General features: G+C 65.8%; 18 protein-coding genes. 11 read left to right on the forward strand and 7 right to left on the reverse strand.

Features of this window, described 5'->3' with window-relative positions:
• Window positions 1-11: 11 nt before the first annotated feature.
• The 5 genes from SOM61_RS25260 to SOM61_RS25280 all read left to right on the forward strand — a co-directional run bounded on the left by SOM61_RS25260 (window position 12) and on the right by SOM61_RS25280 (window position 4433).
• Window positions 12-608 (forward strand): NUDIX hydrolase, encoded by a 597-nt coding sequence (locus tag SOM61_RS25260; RefSeq protein ID WP_320476626.1) that lies wholly within the window; start codon window positions 12-14, stop codon window positions 606-608.
• Window position 609: 1 nt separating this feature from the next.
• Complete coding sequence (gene aat / locus SOM61_RS25265; protein WP_320476627.1) at window positions 610-1419, forward strand: leucyl/phenylalanyl-tRNA--protein transferase; 810 nt, start codon at window positions 610-612, stop codon at window positions 1417-1419.
• Window positions 1420-1482: 63 nt separating this feature from the next.
• Window positions 1483-2211, forward strand: coding sequence for an arginyltransferase (locus SOM61_RS25270; protein WP_123069113.1), 729 nt, complete (start codon window positions 1483-1485; stop codon window positions 2209-2211).
• A 117-nt stretch (window positions 2212-2328) separates the two neighbouring features.
• Entirely contained in the window at window positions 2329-3384 is a 1056-nt protein-coding gene (locus tag SOM61_RS25275) for a quinone-dependent dihydroorotate dehydrogenase (protein ID WP_320476628.1), read from the forward strand.
• A gap of 2 nt (window positions 3385-3386) precedes the next feature.
• Window positions 3387-4433, forward strand: coding sequence for an aldo/keto reductase (locus tag SOM61_RS25280; protein WP_320476629.1), 1047 nt, complete (start codon window positions 3387-3389; stop codon window positions 4431-4433).
• A 37-nt stretch (window positions 4434-4470) separates the two neighbouring features.
• Here the strand turns inward: SOM61_RS25280 and SOM61_RS25285 are convergent, their stop codons facing one another.
• On the reverse strand, window positions 4471-5367 hold the full coding sequence (locus tag SOM61_RS25285) for a DMT family transporter (RefSeq protein ID WP_320476630.1): 897 nt from the start codon (window positions 5365-5367) through the stop codon (window positions 4471-4473).
• Window positions 5368-5440: 73 nt separating this feature from the next.
• On the opposite strand from SOM61_RS25285, the gene SOM61_RS25290 reads away from it, so the two are divergent.
• From SOM61_RS25290 to SOM61_RS25310, 5 genes are all read left to right on the forward strand, one after another.
• Window positions 5441-5920, forward strand: coding sequence for an Lrp/AsnC family transcriptional regulator (locus tag SOM61_RS25290; RefSeq protein ID WP_320476631.1), 480 nt, complete (start codon window positions 5441-5443; stop codon window positions 5918-5920).
• Between the two features lie 69 nt (window positions 5921-5989).
• Window positions 5990-6520, forward strand: a complete 531-nt coding sequence (locus tag SOM61_RS25295) for a sigma-70 family RNA polymerase sigma factor (RefSeq protein WP_320476632.1) — start codon at window positions 5990-5992, stop codon at window positions 6518-6520.
• 2 nt (window positions 6521-6522) lie between these two features.
• Window positions 6523-7509 (forward strand): FecR domain-containing protein, encoded by a 987-nt coding sequence (locus SOM61_RS25300; protein ID WP_320476633.1) that lies wholly within the window; start codon window positions 6523-6525, stop codon window positions 7507-7509.
• 82 nt (window positions 7510-7591) lie between these two features.
• A complete protein-coding gene (locus tag SOM61_RS25305) occupies window positions 7592-10012 on the forward strand; it encodes a TonB-dependent siderophore receptor (RefSeq protein WP_320476634.1) in 2421 nt (806 codons plus the stop codon).
• A 1-nt stretch (window position 10013) separates the two neighbouring features.
• Window positions 10014-11537, forward strand: a complete 1524-nt coding sequence (locus SOM61_RS25310; protein ID WP_320476635.1) for a PepSY-associated TM helix domain-containing protein — start codon at window positions 10014-10016, stop codon at window positions 11535-11537.
• Here SOM61_RS25310 and SOM61_RS25315 read toward each other — a convergent pair.
• The 6 genes from SOM61_RS25315 to SOM61_RS25340 all read right to left on the reverse strand — a co-directional run bounded on the left by SOM61_RS25315 (window position 11470) and on the right by SOM61_RS25340 (window position 16619).
• Window positions 11470-12399, reverse strand: a complete 930-nt coding sequence (locus SOM61_RS25315; RefSeq protein WP_147936372.1) for a CysB family HTH-type transcriptional regulator — start codon at window positions 12397-12399, stop codon at window positions 11470-11472. The two genes, SOM61_RS25310 and SOM61_RS25315, sit on opposite strands and share 68 nt — an antisense overlap.
• Window positions 12396-13469, reverse strand: coding sequence for a sulfate/molybdate ABC transporter ATP-binding protein (locus SOM61_RS25320; protein ID WP_320476636.1), 1074 nt, complete (start codon window positions 13467-13469; stop codon window positions 12396-12398). Before SOM61_RS25320 ends, SOM61_RS25315 begins: the two co-directional genes overlap by 4 nt.
• 16 nt (window positions 13470-13485) lie before the next feature.
• Complete coding sequence (cysW, locus tag SOM61_RS25325; protein ID WP_320476637.1) at window positions 13486-14391, reverse strand: sulfate ABC transporter permease subunit CysW; 906 nt, start codon at window positions 14389-14391, stop codon at window positions 13486-13488.
• Window positions 14388-15260, reverse strand: coding sequence for a sulfate ABC transporter permease subunit CysT (gene cysT, locus SOM61_RS25330; protein ID WP_320476638.1), 873 nt, complete (start codon window positions 15258-15260; stop codon window positions 14388-14390). Before cysT ends, cysW begins: the two co-directional genes overlap by 4 nt.
• 243 nt (window positions 15261-15503) lie before the next feature.
• Window positions 15504-16142 carry a peroxiredoxin gene (locus SOM61_RS25335; RefSeq protein WP_109346616.1) on the reverse strand — a complete coding sequence of 213 codons (639 nt, stop codon included), beginning with the start codon at window positions 16140-16142 and terminating at the stop codon, window positions 15504-15506.
• A 90-nt stretch (window positions 16143-16232) separates the two neighbouring features.
• Window positions 16233-16619, reverse strand: coding sequence for a diacylglycerol kinase (locus tag SOM61_RS25340; RefSeq protein ID WP_320476639.1), 387 nt, complete (start codon window positions 16617-16619; stop codon window positions 16233-16235).
• 151 nt (window positions 16620-16770) lie between these two features.
• Here SOM61_RS25340 and SOM61_RS25345 point away from each other — a divergent pair, with 151 nt between their 5' ends.
• A complete protein-coding gene (locus SOM61_RS25345; protein WP_123069122.1) occupies window positions 16771-17556 on the forward strand; it encodes an IclR family transcriptional regulator in 786 nt (261 codons plus the stop codon).
• Window positions 17557-17776 lie beyond the last annotated feature (220 nt).

Raw genomic sequence — 17776 nt, forward strand, 5'->3', positions numbered from 1 at the left:
GTCACACGACCATGAAATTCTGCTCCGAGTGCGCCCACCCCGTCGCGCTGGCCATCCCCGAAGGCGACAACCGGCCGCGCTACGTCTGCACCCATTGCAACACGATCCATTACCAGAATCCGAAACTCGTCGTCGGCTCGATCCCCGTCTGGGAGCAGCCCGACGACACGTCGGGCGGCAACATCCAGGTCTTGCTGTGCAAGCGCGCCATCGAGCCGCGCTACGGCTACTGGACCCTGCCGGCCGGCTTCATGGAAAACGAGGAGACCACCGAACAGGCGGCGGTGCGCGAGACCGAGGAAGAAGCCGGCGCCAACGTCGAGCTCGGGCCCTTGTTCACCCTGCTCAACGTGGCCCATGTGCACCAGGTCCACCTGTTCTACCGGGCGCGCCTGCTCGACCTGGACTTCGCGGCCGGCATCGAAAGCCTGGACGTGCGGCTGTTTACCGAAGACGAGATCCCGTGGGACGACCTCGCCTTCCCCACCATCCGCAGCACGCTGGAACTGTTCTTCGCCGACCGGATCAAAGTGCGCGAGGGCGGCAGCTTTGGCTTTCACAGCCGCGACATCCATCGCCCGATGATCGCCCCACGCGAACCGGACTGAGATGATTCCCTGGCTCGAGACCGATACGCCGTTCCCCGACGTATCCAAGGCATTGACGGTCGAAGCGCCGGGCCTGCTCGCGGCCGGCGCCGACCTGTCTCCGCCGCGCCTGCTGCAGGCTTACCGCAACGGCATCTTTCCCTGGTTTTCCGAAGGCCAGCCCATCCTGTGGTGGAGCACCGACCCGCGCATGGTGCTGTTCACGGCCGACTTCAAGGTGAGCGAGAGCCTGGCCAAGACGCTGCGCAAGGTCGAGCGCAGCCGCCTTGAAGGAGGCCGCTGGGACGTGCGCTTCGACTCCGCCTTCAGCGACGTGATGCGCGCCTGCGCCGCGCCGCGCCGCGACGGCCCCGGCACCTGGATCTCGGGCGAGATCATCGACGGCTACAGCGGCCTGCACGCGCTGGGCTATGCGCACTCGTCCGAAGTCTGGCTCGACGGCGAACTGGTCGGCGGCGCCTATGGCGTCTGCATAGGCCGCATGTTCTATGGCGAATCGATGTTCGCGCGCGTGTCCGACGCTTCCAAGGTCGCGCTGGCCTATCTGGTGGCCTTCCTGCGCCAGCACGGCGTGCGGATGGTCGATTGCCAGCAGGAGACCGGCCACCTGGCCTCGCTCGGCGCGGCGCCGATCCCGCGCAGCCGCTTCCTGGAGCACCTGCGCGCCGCCATCGCCGAGCCGACCATTGGCGACTGGACGGTCGTCCCGCCGCTCGCGGCGCCAGGCGGAGCACGGTCCGCCGCGTCCGCAGGGCCGGCCGCAGCGCCCGACAGATCCGGCAATTCGCCGGCGATACCGTTGGATGGCTAACGGTATTGCGGGCCGGTTTTCGCTAGAATAGGTTCATCACACGTCGTCTCGAGAGTTTTTTGCATGACGCACCTACACGACCTGCCATTTGCGACGCTGCAGTTCTACACGACGGCGCCCTATCCCTGCAGCTATCTCGACGCGCGCCAGGCACGTTCGCAGGTCGCCACACCGTCGCACCTCATCAACGCCGACGTGTATTCCGAGCTGGTCAAGAACGGCTTCCGGCGCAGCGGCATCTTCACCTACCGCCCCTACTGCGACGGCTGCCAGGCCTGCATCCCGGTGCGCGTCAAGTGCGAGGACTTCATGCCCAACCGCACCCAGCGCCGCGCCTGGAAGCGCCATGGCGACCTGGTCGCGATGGTGGCCAACCTGGCCTTCTCCGACGAGCACTACGCGCTCTACCTGCGCTACCAGACCACGCGCCACGTGGGCGGCGGCATGGACCAGGACAGCCGCGACCAGTATGCCCAGTTCCTGCTGCAAAGCCGCGTCAACACGCGCCTGGTCGAATTCCGCGAGCCCGACGGCACCCTGCGCATGGTGTCGATCATCGACGTGCTGTCCGACGGCCTGTCGTCGGTATATACCTTCTTCGATCCCGACGTCGAGAACGCCTCCTACGGCACCTACAACATCCTGTGGCAGGTGAACCAGGCCCACGAGCTGGGACTGTCCTACGTCTATCTCGGGTACTGGATCGAACAGAGTCCCAAGATGGCCTACAAGATCAACTTCAGGCCGCTCGAAGCCCGTATCGACGGCGAATGGGGCGTGCTGCAGCGCTAGTATTGCAGGCCGGCCACACCGCTTGTGATACATGTGCTAACAAAGTCGTTGACACACGAATACGTTTGCCGCAGCGCGTCAAGTTAAAATGATGGGGAAAACTTAACCGAGTTCCCCATGCCCGATAAATTCCTGTACACCCTCGTTCGCCCAGCACTGTTCTCCCTCGATCCGGAGACCGCCCACAACCTGACCCTGCCCATGCTGCGGCGGGCAGGCGCGCTCGGCCTGACGGGCGCGTTCAGGAAGCCCCTGCCCGACCCGCGCACCGTCATGGGCATCACCTTCCCCAACCCGGTCGGCCTGGCCGCCGGCCTGGACAAGGATGGCGCCTACATCGACGGCCTGGCCGCGCTCGGCTTCGGCTCGATCGAGATCGGCACCGTGACCCCGCGCGGCCAGGTTGGCAATCCCAAGCCGCGCATATTCCGCCTGCCGCGCGCGCGCGGCATCATCAACCGCATGGGCTTCAACAACGGCGGCGTCGACGCCTTCGTGGCCAATGTGCAGGCCTCGCGCTTCTACCAGGAACGCCAGGGCGTGCTGGGGCTGAACATCGGCAAGAACGCCGACACACCGATCGAGCGCGCGGCCGAGGATTACCTGCACTGCCTGCGCAAGGTGTACCCGTATGCGAGCTACGTGACGGTCAACATCTCCTCGCCCAATACCAAGAACCTGCGCCAGCTGCAGGGCGCCTCGGAACTGGACGACCTGCTGTCGCAGCTGAAGGCCGAACAGACCAAGCTGGCCGACCAGCATGGCCACTACGTGCCGATCACGCTCAAGATCGCGCCCGACGTCGACGGCGACCAGATCCGCGACATCGCCGGCGCCCTGCTGCGCCACAAGATCGACGGCGTGATCGCCACCAACACCACGCTCAACCGGCGCGACGTCGAAGGCATGAAACACGCGCAGCAGGCCGGCGGCCTGTCTGGCGCGCCGGTGTTCGAGCAGTCGAACATCGTGATCCGCGCGCTCAGGACCGAGCTGCGCGACGACATCCCGATCATCGGCGTGGGCGGCATCATGCGCGGCCCGGACGCGAAGGCCAAGATCGCGGCCGGCGCCAAGCTGGTGCAGCTGTATAGTGGCCTGATCTACGCCGGCCCGGGCCTGGTGCGCGAATGCGCCGACGCGCTGCGCGCCACCGACAAGAAGAAGAAATGAGCATGCAGCGCAAGACGCTGGGCCGCACCGATCTCGAGGTGAGCACCGTCTGCCTCGGCACGATGACCTTCGGCGAGCAGAATACCGAGCAGGACGCGCACGCCCAGCTGGACTACGCCCTCGAGCGCGGCATCAACTTCATCGACACCGCCGAGTTGTATCCGGTGCCGCCGAACGCGGCCACCCAGGGCTCGACCGAGCGCTTCATCGGCACCTGGCTCAAGGCGCGCGGCGGTCGCGACAAGCTGGTGCTGGCGACCAAGATCGCCGGCCCGAACGGCAGCCAGGCCTGGATCCGCGGGTCGAAACACAACCACGACGCCGCCAATCTGCGCGCAGCCGTCGACGCCAGCCTGCGGCGCCTGCAGACCGACTACATCGACCTCTACCAGCTGCACTGGCCGAGCCGCAACGTGCCGATCTTCGGCGCCAACCAGTTCGATCCGCGCAAGGAACGCAATGGCGTGGCAATCGAAGAGACGCTGCGCGCCCTGGCCGACCTGGTCAGGGAGGGCAAGATCCGCCACATCGGCGTGTCGAACGAAAGCCCATGGGGCGTGTGCGAGTTCGTCAAGCAGGCCGAGATCCACGGCCTGCCGCGCATCGCCACCATCCAGAATCTGTACAACCTCACCGCGCGCGCCTTCGAGACCACCTTGCTGGACGAAGTCTGCTACCGCGAAGACGTCAGCCTGCTGGCCTACAGCCCGCTCGCCTTCGGCCAGCTGAGCGCCAAGTACGTCGACGACCCGCAGGCACGCGGGCGCCTGACGATCTATCCGCCAACCTGGAGTCCGCGTTACCTGCGTCCGAGCGTGTTCGACGCGACCCGCGAATACGCGGCGCTGGCGCGCGAGCATGGCTTGACGCCGGCGCAGATGGCGCTGGCCTGGTGTTATTCGCGCTGGTTCATGGGTTCGACCATAGTCGGGGCGACCACGCTGGCGCAACTCGGGGAAAACATCGATGCGGCCGAGGTCGTGCTCAGCGATGAGGTGGTCAAACGGATCGACGAGATCCACGGCCGGATCACGAATCCAGGTCAATGAGCGAACGGCGCCGGCATGTATTTTGCCGAGCTGCTGACTATTCGGCAAACGAGGTGCGGCCGCCCGGTGAGCTGTTTTCCGTCCTGCGCACCGTGACGCTGCTGCCTGCCGACGCCAGGGCGATCAAACCGATTGCCAACCATTGGAGCGAGCTCAGTCGTTCATCCAGCAGTACCAGCGCCAGCAATGCCGCGAGCGCCGGCTCCATGCTGATCATGACGCCAAAAGCCTGCGGCGGCAGTCGTTTGAGAGCGATCATTTCCAGCGAAAACGGAATCGCACTGGAAGCGATCGCCACACACAGGCCAACCGCGAGCACCCAGGGCGAAAACAGCGCGGTTCCAATATAGGGAAGCCCGACGGGCACGACCACCAGGGCAGCTACCGCCAGTCCCAGAGCGACCGAGTGTCCCGCGTGCAGATGTTCCATTCGTCTGCCACAAAGAATATAGCCAGCCCAAAACACCGCTGCCGCCAGCGCATACATCACGCCGACGGGATCGAGTTCGCTGACCGTGTGCCCCATTGGGAGAAGCAATCCCAGGCCCATCACTGCCACCAGTATCCAGGCAAAATCCAGGGGCCGGCGTGACGAGAACAAGGCTACCGCCAGTGGCCCGGAGAACTCGATCGCCACCGCGACACCGAACGGAATGGTACGCAGCGACAAGTAAAAACACAGGTTCAACAAGCCCAGGGCTACACCGTAACAAATGAGCTTGCCGGCGTCGGTGCGCGATATCGCCTGACGCCATGGGCGCCAGACCGCAAGCAGCAGGAGTGCGGAAAAACCGACGCGGATCGCGGTCGTCCCTTGTGCACCGAATAGCGGAAACAAGGTGTGCTTCGCCAGTGACGTACCCAGGCAGAGAAACGTGATCGAGCCAAACACCGACAGTATCGGAACGAGGGGATGGGATTTATAGGAGGACATCTCGAAATTCTAGTGCGGTAGAATCGATATTTGGACTCTTATTCAACCCTCCTCGCGCAATTTTCGCTCTCGGATGATGCTACCGCTCCTTCCAGGCCTGGACAAATTCGACCTGGCCATCCTCGACCTTCTGCAGCGCGACAACACGGTCTCGCAGCGAGAGATCGCCAAAACCGTCAATCTCTCGGCGCCGGCCGTCCAGCGCCGCATCCAGCGACTGCGCGAGAGCGGCGTCATCCAGGCCGAGCTTGCCATCCTGGATGCCAACCGGCTCGGGCGCCCGCTGCTGTTGACTGTCTCGGTGCGCGTGCACGACGAGCACCCTCAGCGTACCGAAGGAATGCGCCAGCGAATCATGGCCGAGCCGGCGGTCCAGCAGTGCTACATGATTACGGGGGAGACTGACTTCTTGCTGATGATCTCCGCCGCCACGATGCTCGACTTCGAGGACATCGCGCAACGGCTGTTCGGCGGTGACGACAATGTGCTGCGCTTCCAGACGTCCGTCGCTTTGCGTTGCCTCAAAACCGGCTCCTATGTGCCTCTGGCATGAATTTTTATTGACTTCGCCAAGACCTATATAATAATGAGAACTATTCTCAATTATTAAAGGACTACCCGGATGGCGGGTCTTGACACCGTCGCGCAGCCCCAGTTATCCACGCTCTATGCCGACCACCACGGCTGGCTGCAGGCATGGTTGCGCCGCAAGCTGGGCTGCGGTTTCACCGCCGAGGACCTGGCCCACGACACCTTCCTGCGCCTGCTGGTGCGCCCCCGCGCGCTGGACGGCGAGCGCAATCCGCGCGCCTATCTCACCACTATCGCCAAAGGGCTGGTGATCGACCACTGGCGCCGCGAAGACATCGAGCGCGCCTGGCTGGCCGCCATGATGGACCGCCCCGACGCGCTGCAGCCCTCGGCCGAGCACCAGGCCATCATCATCGAGACCCTGGTCGAGGTCGACCGCATCCTCGCCGCCCTGCCCGACAAGCCGCGCGCGGCCTTCCTGCTGGCGCACCTGCACGACCTCACGTATGCCGAGATCGGCGCCCGGCTGCAGGTATCGGAACGCATGGTCAAGAAATACATGGCCCAGGCCATGCTGCACTGCCTGACGGCGGCATCGTCCTTCCACGCGGCGCTGGCCTGAGCATGCCCGCCCGGACCGAGCCGCAGGACATCCCCTACGCCACCCTCGAGCAGGCGGCCGAGTGGTACGCCACCTTCCGCTCCGGCGCGGTCGACGATGCCGAGCGGCGGCGCTGGCAAGACTGGCTGGCGCGTGACGCCGGCAACCGGCAGGCCTGGGCGCGGGTGGAAGCCATCAGCCAGAATGTCGCCATCGCCAGGCAGACGCCGGAAGCTTCCAGCGCGGCCCTGCACGCTTCCGGCGCACAGCGCCAGCGCCGAAAGCTGCTCAAGACGCTCGCACTGACAGCCCTCACCACGGGCCTTGGCTGGCAGGCGGTGCGCCAGGAACAGGTGCAGGTGGCGCTGGCCGGACTCGCGGCATCGCACCGCGTCGGCGTGGGCGAACGCAGCGAGACGGTGCTGGACGACGGCACGCGGCTCTGGCTCGACTCCGGTACGGTCGTCGACCAACGCTTCGACGACGCGCTGCGCCTGGTAGTGCTGCACCAGGGAGAGATCCTGCTCGAGAGCGGCCAGGACGCGCGCCGTCCCCTGGTCGTGCGGAGCCGCCAGGGCAGCATGCGCGCGCTCGGCACCCGCTTCCAGGTGCGGCAATTCGACGGCCGCACGCGCCTTGGCGTGAGCGAAGGCCGGGTCGAAGTCACGCCGTTCGACGCGCATGGCCCCATGCTGGTCGTCGAGGCGGGCCAGGAGGTCACGTTCACGCGCGATGGCGTCTCGGACGCGGTCGCACTGCCGGCCGCGCGCGACGCCTGGACGCGGGGCATGCTGATCGCCGAAGACCTGTCGCTGGAAGCGTTCCTGGCCGAACTGTCGCGCTACCGGCATGGCCACCTGGGCTGCGATCCGGCGATCGCCGGCCTGCGTGTGGTCGGCGCCTTCCCGATCGACGACACCGGCCAGGCGCTGTCCATGCTGGAAGCGGCGCTACCGGTGCGGGTGCGCCAGGTGTTGCCATGGTGGGTCAGCGTAGTCCCGAAAAAATAATACGGCATCTGGTTCCCCTTTTTGCGCACCGTTCGGAAAGCAGGGTGAAGACCTTCATTCTTGCTCCTTTCCGAAAGCCCGTATGACACGATCGCCAACCGCCCTCGCCGCCCGCCTGCTGGCATGCAGCATGTTCGCCTCTTCCCTGTCCGCCGTCGCGGCCAACGCCGCCCCGGTCCAGCAAGCCGCGCCACGCAACTTCAGCATCGCGGCTGGCCCGCTGAACGCCGTGCTGGCGCGCTTCTCGGCCGAGTCGGGTGTCTACGTCGCCGCCAACGGCGCGCTCACCGCCGGCGTTTCCAGCCCCGGCGTGCAAGGCATGCTGCCGCCACACGAGGCCCTGTCGCGCCTGCTGGCCGACAGCGGGCTGCAGGCAGTATCGCAAGGCGAGGGCCGCTATATCCTGCAGCAGGCTCCGGCAGCGCCGGCTGCCGCCACACCGCGCTCTGCCAGCCTGCCGGCGCTGCCGAAGGTGCTGGTGCGGGCCGACCGCACGCAGGCGCCGGGCGACGTCGACGGCTTCGTCGCCAGGCGCAGCAGCACCGCCACCAAGACCCTGACGCGCCTGATCGAAAACCCGCAATCGGTGTCGGTGATCACGGCCGACGAACTGGCCAGCCGCAAGGCCGAGACGCTCGACGAAGCCCTGCGCTACACGGCCGGCGTGACGCCGAACATGAAGCCGTGGGCGGTCGATGAATTCTCGATGCTGCGCGGTTTCGACCTGGGCGCCGCCGGCATCTTCCGCGACGGCCTGCTCACTTCCGGCCGGGCCTATGCCGCGCCGATCGAGCCATATGGCCTGGAACGCCTGGAAGTGCTGCGCGGCCCGGCCTCGGTGCTGTACGGCCAGTCGCCACCGGGCGGCATGATCAATGCCGTGTCCAAGCGGCCATCGCGCGACGCCGTACGCGAGATCGGCGTCGAATACGGCACCTACGACCGCAAGCAGTTCAAGGCCGACGTCGGCGGCGCGCTCGATGAACACGGCGAATGGACCTGGCGGCTCACGGTGCTGGCGCGCGAATCGGGCACCCGCCTCGACCTCGACAGCGACGACCGTGTCTACGTGGCGCCGGCCCTGACCTGGCAGCCGAACGCCGACACCCGTCTGACCTTGCTGGCGCAATACCAGAAGGACGACCAATCGTATGCCTGGCCCAACCAGCTGCGCAATCCCGGCCCGCTGGGCCAGCCCGCGGCCAGCGTGAACCTGGGCGGGCGCGACAACCGCTGGGAGCGCGAGAACCACGCTGTCGGCTACGAGTTCGAGCATCGCTTCAACGACACCTGGACGGTGCAGCAAAACGTGCGCTACACCGAACTCGATCGCGACGAGACCAACGTCTTCCCGCGCGCGCTGCTGCCCGATGGCCGCTCGGTGACGCGCCTGTTCTATCCGCGCAGTTCGGCCTGGCGCGGACTGCAGGCCGACACCCGCCTGCAGGCCAGCTTCACGACCGGCGCCCTGGCCCATCACGTGCTGGTCGGCCTCGACTACGCCGACAACGAGACCACCGACCGCTACCCGTATGCGATCACGCCGATGCCGAATTTCGACCTGTACGCGCCGGTCTACGGCGGCCACGAGACCATCGTGCCGGCGGCCGCGCCACGCAACGAGGACTATCCGCTCGAGCAGACCGGCCTGTATCTGCAAGACCAGCTGAAATGGGACAAGTGGGTGGTGACCGCCGGCCTGCGCCACGACCGCGCCAGGAATTCGAATACGCGCGAGCTGCCGGCCGCCGGCACCTCCACCCTGGCCTACCGCCAGTCGGCCAGCAAGACCACCGGCCGCCTGGGCGGCGTCTACCTGTTCGATTCCGGCTGGGCGCCCTATGTCAGCTACGCGACCTCGTTCACGCCCACGATCGGCCGCGACGTCACCGGCGAGCTGCTCAAGCCATCCACCGGCCGCCAGCTCGAGGCCGGCCTGCGCTACCAGCCGGACAACGCCAGCACCGTCTACACCGCCTCGGTCTTCAACCTCGTGCGCCAGAACGTCACGACCGCCGCGCCGCAGGATCCGGCCTCCACGGTGCAGACCGGCGAAGTCGAATCGCAGGGCCTCGAGCTCGAGGCGCGCACCAATATCTCGCGCAACCTGAGCGTGGTGGCGCAATACACCTGGCTCGAGACCGAGATCACGCGCAGCAATTACGGCGACCGCGGCCTGTGGCAACCCGGCGCGGTCAAGCACAGCGCCTCGGTGTGGACGCGCTACGACTTCAGGCTGCTCAATACCGTGCAAGCCTATGGCGCGCTGGGACTGCGCTACTACGGCAAGTCGCGCTCCTACCAGGACTATGGCTACGAAGGCCTCACCAATCCGGACTACGGCATGGTCGATGCCGCCTTCGGCGTCGAGCGCGGCCCGTGGCGCTTTTCGGTCAACGTCAACAACCTGTTCGACAAGCAGGTCCTGTTCGACTGCGACCGTACGTTCTGCTATCGCAGCGCCGAGCGCACCGCCAATGTGAGCGCCAGCTACCGCTTCTGACGTGACCACTCTTCCGGCACCAGCGCGCCTGCGCCAGTCGATGGCCGGCCTGCACCTGTGGGCCGGCCTGCTGGGCGGATGGCTGCTGTTCGCCATCTTCGTCACCGGCGGCATCAGCTACTATCGCGACGAACTCACGCAGTGGCTGCGGCCGGAAATCCCGGCCCGCCCCGTCGTTCTCGACCAGGCCGTGGCGGCGCAGCGCGCGCTCGACACGCTGGCGCGGCAAGGCGCTAACGCCGACCAATGGCAAGTCGTCCTGCCCGGCGCGCGCGCCAATGCGATCGAGGCCGCGTGGGAACGCGGGGACAGCAGGGAACGCGCGCTGCTCGATCCCGCCAGCGGCGCCGTGCTCACGCCGCGCGCAACCCAAGGCGGCGAATTCTTCTATTACTTCCACTTCTCGCTGCACTACCTGCCGGCCACGCTGGGCCGCTGGATCGTCGGCCTGTGCACGATCATGTCGCTGGCCGTCGTGATCAGCGGGATCGTCATCCACCGCCGCATCTTCAGCGACTTCTTCACCTTCAGGCCAGGCAAGGGACAGCGCTCCTGGCTCGACGCGCACAACGGCTTCTCGGTGCTGTCGCTGCCGTTCTACCTGATGATCCTGTACACCGGCCTGGTGACGCTGATGTTCTTCTACATGCCCTGGCCGGCGCTGGCGGCCTTCGGTGCGCAGCAGGCGCGGTCGGAAATGGCGAAGGTGATGCAGCCGCGCTTCGATACGCCGCCACGCACTGGCAGCGCGGCGCCGCTGGCCGGGCTGGCGCCGCTGGTGGCGCAGGCGGACGCGCGCTGGGGCGCCGGCAAGGTGGGACGCATCGTCGTGACCCATCCGGGCGACCGCGCGGCGCGCATCGCCATCGTGCGCGGCGATGGCGACCGGGTCTCGGTCGCACCTTCCTGGCTGCTGTTCGACGGCGCCAGCGGCGCTTTGCTGACGGCGCACGACACCAGCAGCGCCGCAGTCAGCACCTGGGGCGGCGCCTACGCGCTGCACCTGGGGCGCTTCGCCGATCCCCTGCTGCGCTGGCTGTACTTCATGAGCAGCCTGGCCGGCGCCGCGATGGTGGCGACCGGCATGATGCTATGGGCGGTCAAGCGCCGGCAAAAGGCGAAGCAGGCCGGCGTCGGGCTGCTGTTGGTGGAGAGAGGGAATGTGGCCTGCGTAGCCGGCCTGTCGATCGCGGTGGCCGCATTCATGCTGGCCAACCGCCTGCTGCCGCTGGAACTGGCGGCGCGTGCGCAGTGGGAAGTCCACTGTTTCTTCCTGGCCTGGGCCGCGGCGGCAGTCTATGCGGCCTGCCGCCCGGCGGCGCGGGGCTGGCGCGCACTGGCGCTGGTATCGGGCGCGCTGTGGGCCAGCCTGCCGCTGGTGAACGCCTGGACCACTGGCAGGCCGTTCCTCGCCTTCGATGTCGCCTTCATCTGCATGGCGGGCAGCAGCTGGATCGTCAGTCGGCGGTCGCGATCGCCTTCTCGATATCCGCCCGCGTATAGCCCTGGGCGAAACGCTCGATGAAGTGGAAGGCATACGCGCGCAGGTAGCTGCCGCGGCGCACCGCCAGGCGCGTCACGTTCTGGGCGAACAGGTGCGAGGCCTCGATCGCGCGCAGGCCCTTGTCGCGGCCATGGTCGAAAGCCATCGAAGCCACGATGCCCACGCCCAGGCCCAGCGACACGTACTGCTTGATGACGTCCGAATCCATCGCGGTGAGCACGATGTCCGGCGCCAGCCCGGCTTCGACGAAGGCGGCGTCGATGTGGCTGCGGCCGGTGAAGCCGACGTCGTAGGTGATCAGCGGATGCTCGGCCAGGTCTTCCAGGCGCAGCGGCGTCTTGCTGGCGAAGATCGGATGTCCCTCGGGCGCCACGATCAGATGGCTCCAGCGGTAGCACGGGAAGGACACCAGGTCGGGGAAGGCCGACAGGCCTTCGGTCGCGATCCCGACATCGGCCTTGCCCGACGCCACCCATTCGGCGATGTGTTCCGGTGAGCTCTGCTGCAGGGCGATGCGCACATTGGGGAAGGCGGCGCGGAACGACTGCACCACCTGCGGCAGCGCATAGCGCGCCTGGGTGTGGGTCACGGCGACCGTAAGCGTGCCGCTGTCCTGCGCGGCGTATTCGCGGCTGGCCTGCTGCAGGTTCTCGGCTTCGACCAGCAGCTTTTCGACGATGCGCAGGATGCCCTTGCCGGGTGGCGTGAGACCAGTCAGGCGCTTGCCGTTGCGCTCGAAAATGACCACGCCGAGTTCCTCTTCGAGCTCGCGGATCTGGCGCGACACGCCCGGCTGCGAGGTGAACAGGGCGTTGGCGACTTCGGTCAGGTTGAAATCGCGGCGGGCCGCTTCGCGGACCGAGCGCAGCTGCTGGAAGTTCATATTGCGTTTCCTTCGTCGACGAACACTTCGATGCGGCGCGGACGCACGACCAGCGTCTCGCCTTCCTTGAGGCCCAGGCTGGCGAAGCGCTCGTTCGGCATCACCGCCTCGATGATCTGCTGGTTGTCGGCGCGCTCCAGGTCGAGCTGGGCCAGCGGGCCGATCGCATGCGCGCGGCGCAGCTTGGCCACCACGCCCGCGGCGCCGGGGGTGTAGCGCTCGACATCGAGATCGTGCGGACGCACGTAGCCGATGCCCGCGCCATCGCGCACGCCGGCATGCTGCGGCGCCTGGAAACTCACGTCGCCGCTGGCCAGCACGCCGTCGGTGACGCGGCCGTGGAACAGGTTGACGTTGCCCAGGAAGCCGTAGACGAAGGGCGAGGCCGGGTTGTTGTATACCTGGTCCGGGCTGCCCAGCTGCTCCACGCGGCCCTTGTTCATCAGGACCACCTGGTCGGCCACTTCGAGGGCTTCTTCCTGGTCGTGGGTGACGAAGATCGAGGTCACGTGCAGCTCGTCGTGCAAGCGGCGCAGCCAGCGGCGCAATTCCTTGCGCACCTTGGCGTCGAGCGCACCGAACGGTTCATCCAGCAACAGGACGCGTGGTTCGACCGCGAGCGCGCGCGCCAGGGCGATGCGCTGGCGCTGGCCGCCCGACAGCTGCGGCGGATAGCGGTCGGCGATCCAGTCGAGCTGCACCAGTTCGAGCAGCTTTTTGACTTTCTCGCGAATCTGCGTCTCGCTCGGCCGATCCTTGCGCGGCTTGACGCGCAAGCCGAAGGCGACGTTCTCGAACACGGTCATGTGCTTGAACAGCGCGTAGTGCTGGAACACGAAGCCCACCTGGCGCTCGCGCACGTGGCGGTGCGAGGAATCCTGGCCGTCGAGCAGCACGGCGCCGGAATCCGGGTATTCGAGGCCGGCGATGATGCGCAGCAGCGTGGTCTTGCCGCAGCCCGAAGGCCCCAGTAAGGCGGTCAGCTCGCCGTCGGGGAACTGCAGCGAAACGTCGTCGAGCGCCGTGAACTGGCCGAACTGCTTGCGGATATGTTGTACTTCGATCGTCATGCTTGACTCCGGCGTTTCAGTGAGGGGCCGCTGCGGTCGAGGCCTTGCGGGACTCGTGCAGGCGCCATTCGATAAAGGACTTGATGGCCAGCGTCACCAGTGCCAGCAATGCCAGCAGCGATGCGACGGCGAAGGCGGCCGTGAAGTTGTATTCGTTGTAGAGGATCTCGACATGCAGCGGCATCGTGTTGGTCTCGCCACGGATGTGGCCCGACACCACCGACACCGCGCCGAACTCGCCCATCGCGCGGGCATTACACAGGATCACGCCATACAGCAGGCCCCATTTGATGTTCGGCATCGTCACGCGCCAGAAGGTCGACCAGCCCGAGGCGCCCAGCACCAGCGCGGCTTCTTCTTCCTCGGTGCCCTGCTGCTGCATCAGCGGAATCAGCTCGCGCGCCACGAAGGGGAAGGTGATGAACACGGTGGCCAGCACGATGCCCGGCACCGCGAACAGGATCTTGATGTCGTGTTCCGCCAGCCATGGGCCGAACCAGCCCGAGGCGCCGAACACCAGCACGTACATCAGGCCCGCGATCACCGGCGAGATCGAGAACGGCAGGTCGATCAGGGTCAGCAGGATGCTCTTGCCCCTGAATTCGAACTTGGCGATGGCCCATGCCGCCGCCACGCCGAACACCAGGTTCAGCGGCACCGAAATCGCGGCCGCGATCAGGGTCAGCTTGATGGCCGACAGCGCATCGGCGTCGATCACCGATTCGACATAGACCTCCCAGCCCTTCTTGAGCGCCTCGGTGAACACCGCGGCGAGCGGGATGAACAGGAACAGGGTCAGGAAGATGAGCGCGACGGCGATCAGGGTGATGCGCACCCAGCCCGGCTCGAGCACGCTGGTGTCGAGGCGCTTGCTGTTCGCCGGGCGCTTGGCCGGCGCCACGTTGTCGAGGACCGCGCTCATGACTTGCCCGCCCGTTTGCGCGTCCACGCCTGAAGAAGATTAATTGCCAGCAGCAGGATGAAGGAGAACACCAGCATCACCACCGCGATCGCGGTCGCGCCGGCGTAGTCGTATTGCTCCAGCTTGGAAATGATGAGCAGCGGCGTGATCTCGGACACCATCGGCAGATTGCCGGCGATGAAGATGACGGAACCGTATTCGCCGGTGGCGCGCGCAAAGGCCAGCGCGAAGCCGGTCAGCAGCGCCGGGGTGATGGTCGGCAGCACCACACGGATGAAGGTCTGCAGCGGCGCCGCGCCCAGGCTGGCGGCGGCTTCTTCGAGTTCGCGCTCGGCTTCTTCCAGCACCGGCTGCACCGTGCGCACGACGAACGGCAGGCCGATGAAGGTCAGCGCCACCACCACGCCCAGCGGCGAGAACGCGACCTTGATGCCCAACGTGGCCAGGTACTGGCCGATCCAGCCGTTATGGGCGTACAGCGCGGTCAGCGTGATGCCGGCCACCGCGGTGGGCAGCGCGAACGGCAGGTCGACCAGGGCATCGACCAGGCGCTTGCCGGGAAACTGGTAGCGCACCAGCACCCAGGCCACGATGCCGCCGAAGATGACGTTGATGACGGCCGCGATCAGGGACGCGCCGAAGCTCAGGCGATAGGACGCCATCACGCGCTCGGACGTGACGGTCGCCCAGAAATCCGCCCAGCTCATGCTAAAGGTATTCAGGAACACCGCGGACAGCGGGATGAGGACGATCAGCGCCAGGTAGAACAGCGTAAAGCCCAGCGAAATGCCGAAACCGGGAATCACCCGGCCCGGCCTCTTGGCGGGCTTGTGCGCTGCTGTGCTGCCTGGCATGGCAAGCGAAGTCATGCGAGTCCTTATTACAAATTCTTCTATCGGAATCGCATATTCTCACGCTGTGTTCATAAAGCAAACGAAAGAATACTTATTTGTTTAGATGCGAATTGCTATGTGGCAGCGAGGCAAAAGCGCATGTTCTTATGCGGAAAAATTCGTACGGAGCGCATTATTTTTTGGCTGTCGTTGTGAAATACCAAATAAAAACGGCGAGCCTGGCATTGCCGGGCTCGCCGTTTTGGTGTGCGATGCGGATTACTTGTTCGGCTGTGGCGTCAGGCGCAGGTATGGACGCGGCGCCTCGAAGCCTTTCGGATACTTCTGCTTGATGACGTCTGGATCGGTGACGGTCAGCGGGATGATGACGTTGTCGCCATCCTTCCAGTTGCCCGGCGTGGCGACGGTATAGCCGTCGGTCAGCTGCAGGGCGTCGATCACGCGCAGCACTTCGTCGAAGTTGCGGCCGGTGCTCATCGGATAGGTGATGGTCAGGCGGATCTTCTTGTTCGGGTCGATCACGAACAGCGAGCGCACGGTGGCGGTGGCCGACTGCTCGGGATGGATCATGTCGTACAGGGTCGAGACCGAACGGTCGGCATCGGCCACGATCGGGAAACCGACCACGGTTTTCTGCGTTTCTTCGATATCCTTGATCCAGTCGACGTGCTTGTCGGCCGGGTCGACCGACAGCGCGATCGCCTTGACGTTGCGCTTGTCGAACTCCGGCTTGAGCTTGGCGGTCAGGCCCAGTTCGGTCGTGCACACCGGCGTGAAGTCGGCCGGGTGCGAGAACAGCACCACCCAGGAATCGCCCGCCCATTCGTGGAAGCGGATCTTGCCGATGCTGGAATCCTGTTCGAAATCGGGAGCGGTGTCGCCGAGGCGTAAGGTCATAGTCTTCTCCATGGTTGAGTCATACATAGCGCCGCCCGCAGGTGTGGGCAGGGACGGCCCTCAATAAACGCGCCATCCACGCGGATGGCTTCAAACAAATCGGTTGTACAGCACCACGGCCCAGGTAGCGGCCGCCAGCAGCAGGGTCAGGGCCACCGCGGCGCTGCCCAAGTCCTTGGCCGCCTTGGACAACGGATGGCGCTCCAGCGAGATGCGGTCGACCACCGCCTCGATCGCCGAATTGATCAGCTCGACCACCAGCACCACGACCAGCACGCCGACCAGGGCCAGCTTCTGGAAGCCGGACACCGGCAGCAGCAGCGCCACCACGCTGGCGATAACGATCACCACGACCTCTTGCCGGAACGCCGCTTCGCTGCGCCAGGCCCAGCGCAGGCCGTCCCAGGTATTGCGGCAGGCGGCGCCAATGCGCTCCAGGCCGCGCAAGGTCTTGAATTCGCTGATCGGGTTTTCCATCGTTCTTGCCATTCAAACATGCAGGAACGACATTATGCCCCGTCCGCGCACAAGCATGTGGCAAGTTGGCTCCCGACGCAACCCGCCGGTTTGCATGGTCTTTTCACATCATGGTATAAAGTGAACGATACTGCACTGCACCAACCACATCATGAAAATGGAAACCCCTACTCCAGCCAAGACGTCGATCCAGGTCATCGAACGCATGATGGCGCTGCTCGATGCGTTGGCGAGCTATACCGACCCTGTCAGCCTCAAGGAATTGTCGCGGGTATCGGGCCTGCATCCCTCGACCGCGCACCGGATCCTCAACGACATGGTCGTCACGCGCTTCGTCGACCGGGTCGAGCCGGGCACCTACCGCCTCGGCATGCGCCTGCTGGAACTGGGCAATGTGGTCAAGAGCCGGCTGTCGGTGCGCGAGGCGGCGCTGGACGCCATGCGCGCCCTGCACCGCAAGACCCAGCAGACGGTCAATCTGTCGGTGCGCCAGGGCGACGAGATCGTCTACATCGACCGCGCCTTTTCGGAGCGCTCGGGCATGCAGGTGGTGCGCGCCATCGGCGGGCGCGGCCCGCTGCACCTGACCTCCACCGGCAAGCTGTTTTTATCGGTGGACGACGTCAAGGCGATCCGCGCCTACGCCACCCGCACGGGGCTGTCCGGCCACACGCGCAATTCGATCACCGAACTGGCGCGGCTCGAACGCGAACTGAGCCTGGTGCGGGCACGCGGCTATGCGCGCGACAACGAGGAACTGGAACTGGGTGTGCGCTGCATGGCGGCCGGCATCCATGACGACAGCGGCAAGCTGGTGGCGGGATTGTCGATCTCGGCGCCGGCCGACCGCTTACAGGAAGACTGGCTCGAAGACCTGGTGCAGACGGCGTCGCGGATTTCGTCGACGCTGGGGTATCGGGCGGTGCCGAACGTGTAACTCACTCCCGCGCCACTGCCACCGCTACCGCAACGTCGTTCCCGCGAAGGCGGAACCCAAGCTTGCCCGCGTCGACACAACGTTATTTATCTCGACTGAGCGAACGACTTAGGTTCCCGCCTTTGCGCACTGGTGTCCGGAATATTTATACGCAAAGTATGCATCGTCATCCCCGCGAAGGCGGGGATCCAAGTGAAATCACAGAATGTTCATGCTCTTG

This window comes from Massilia sp. CFBP9012 (assembly GCF_034045115.1).
GTDB lineage: Bacteria > Pseudomonadota > Gammaproteobacteria > Burkholderiales > Burkholderiaceae_D > Telluria.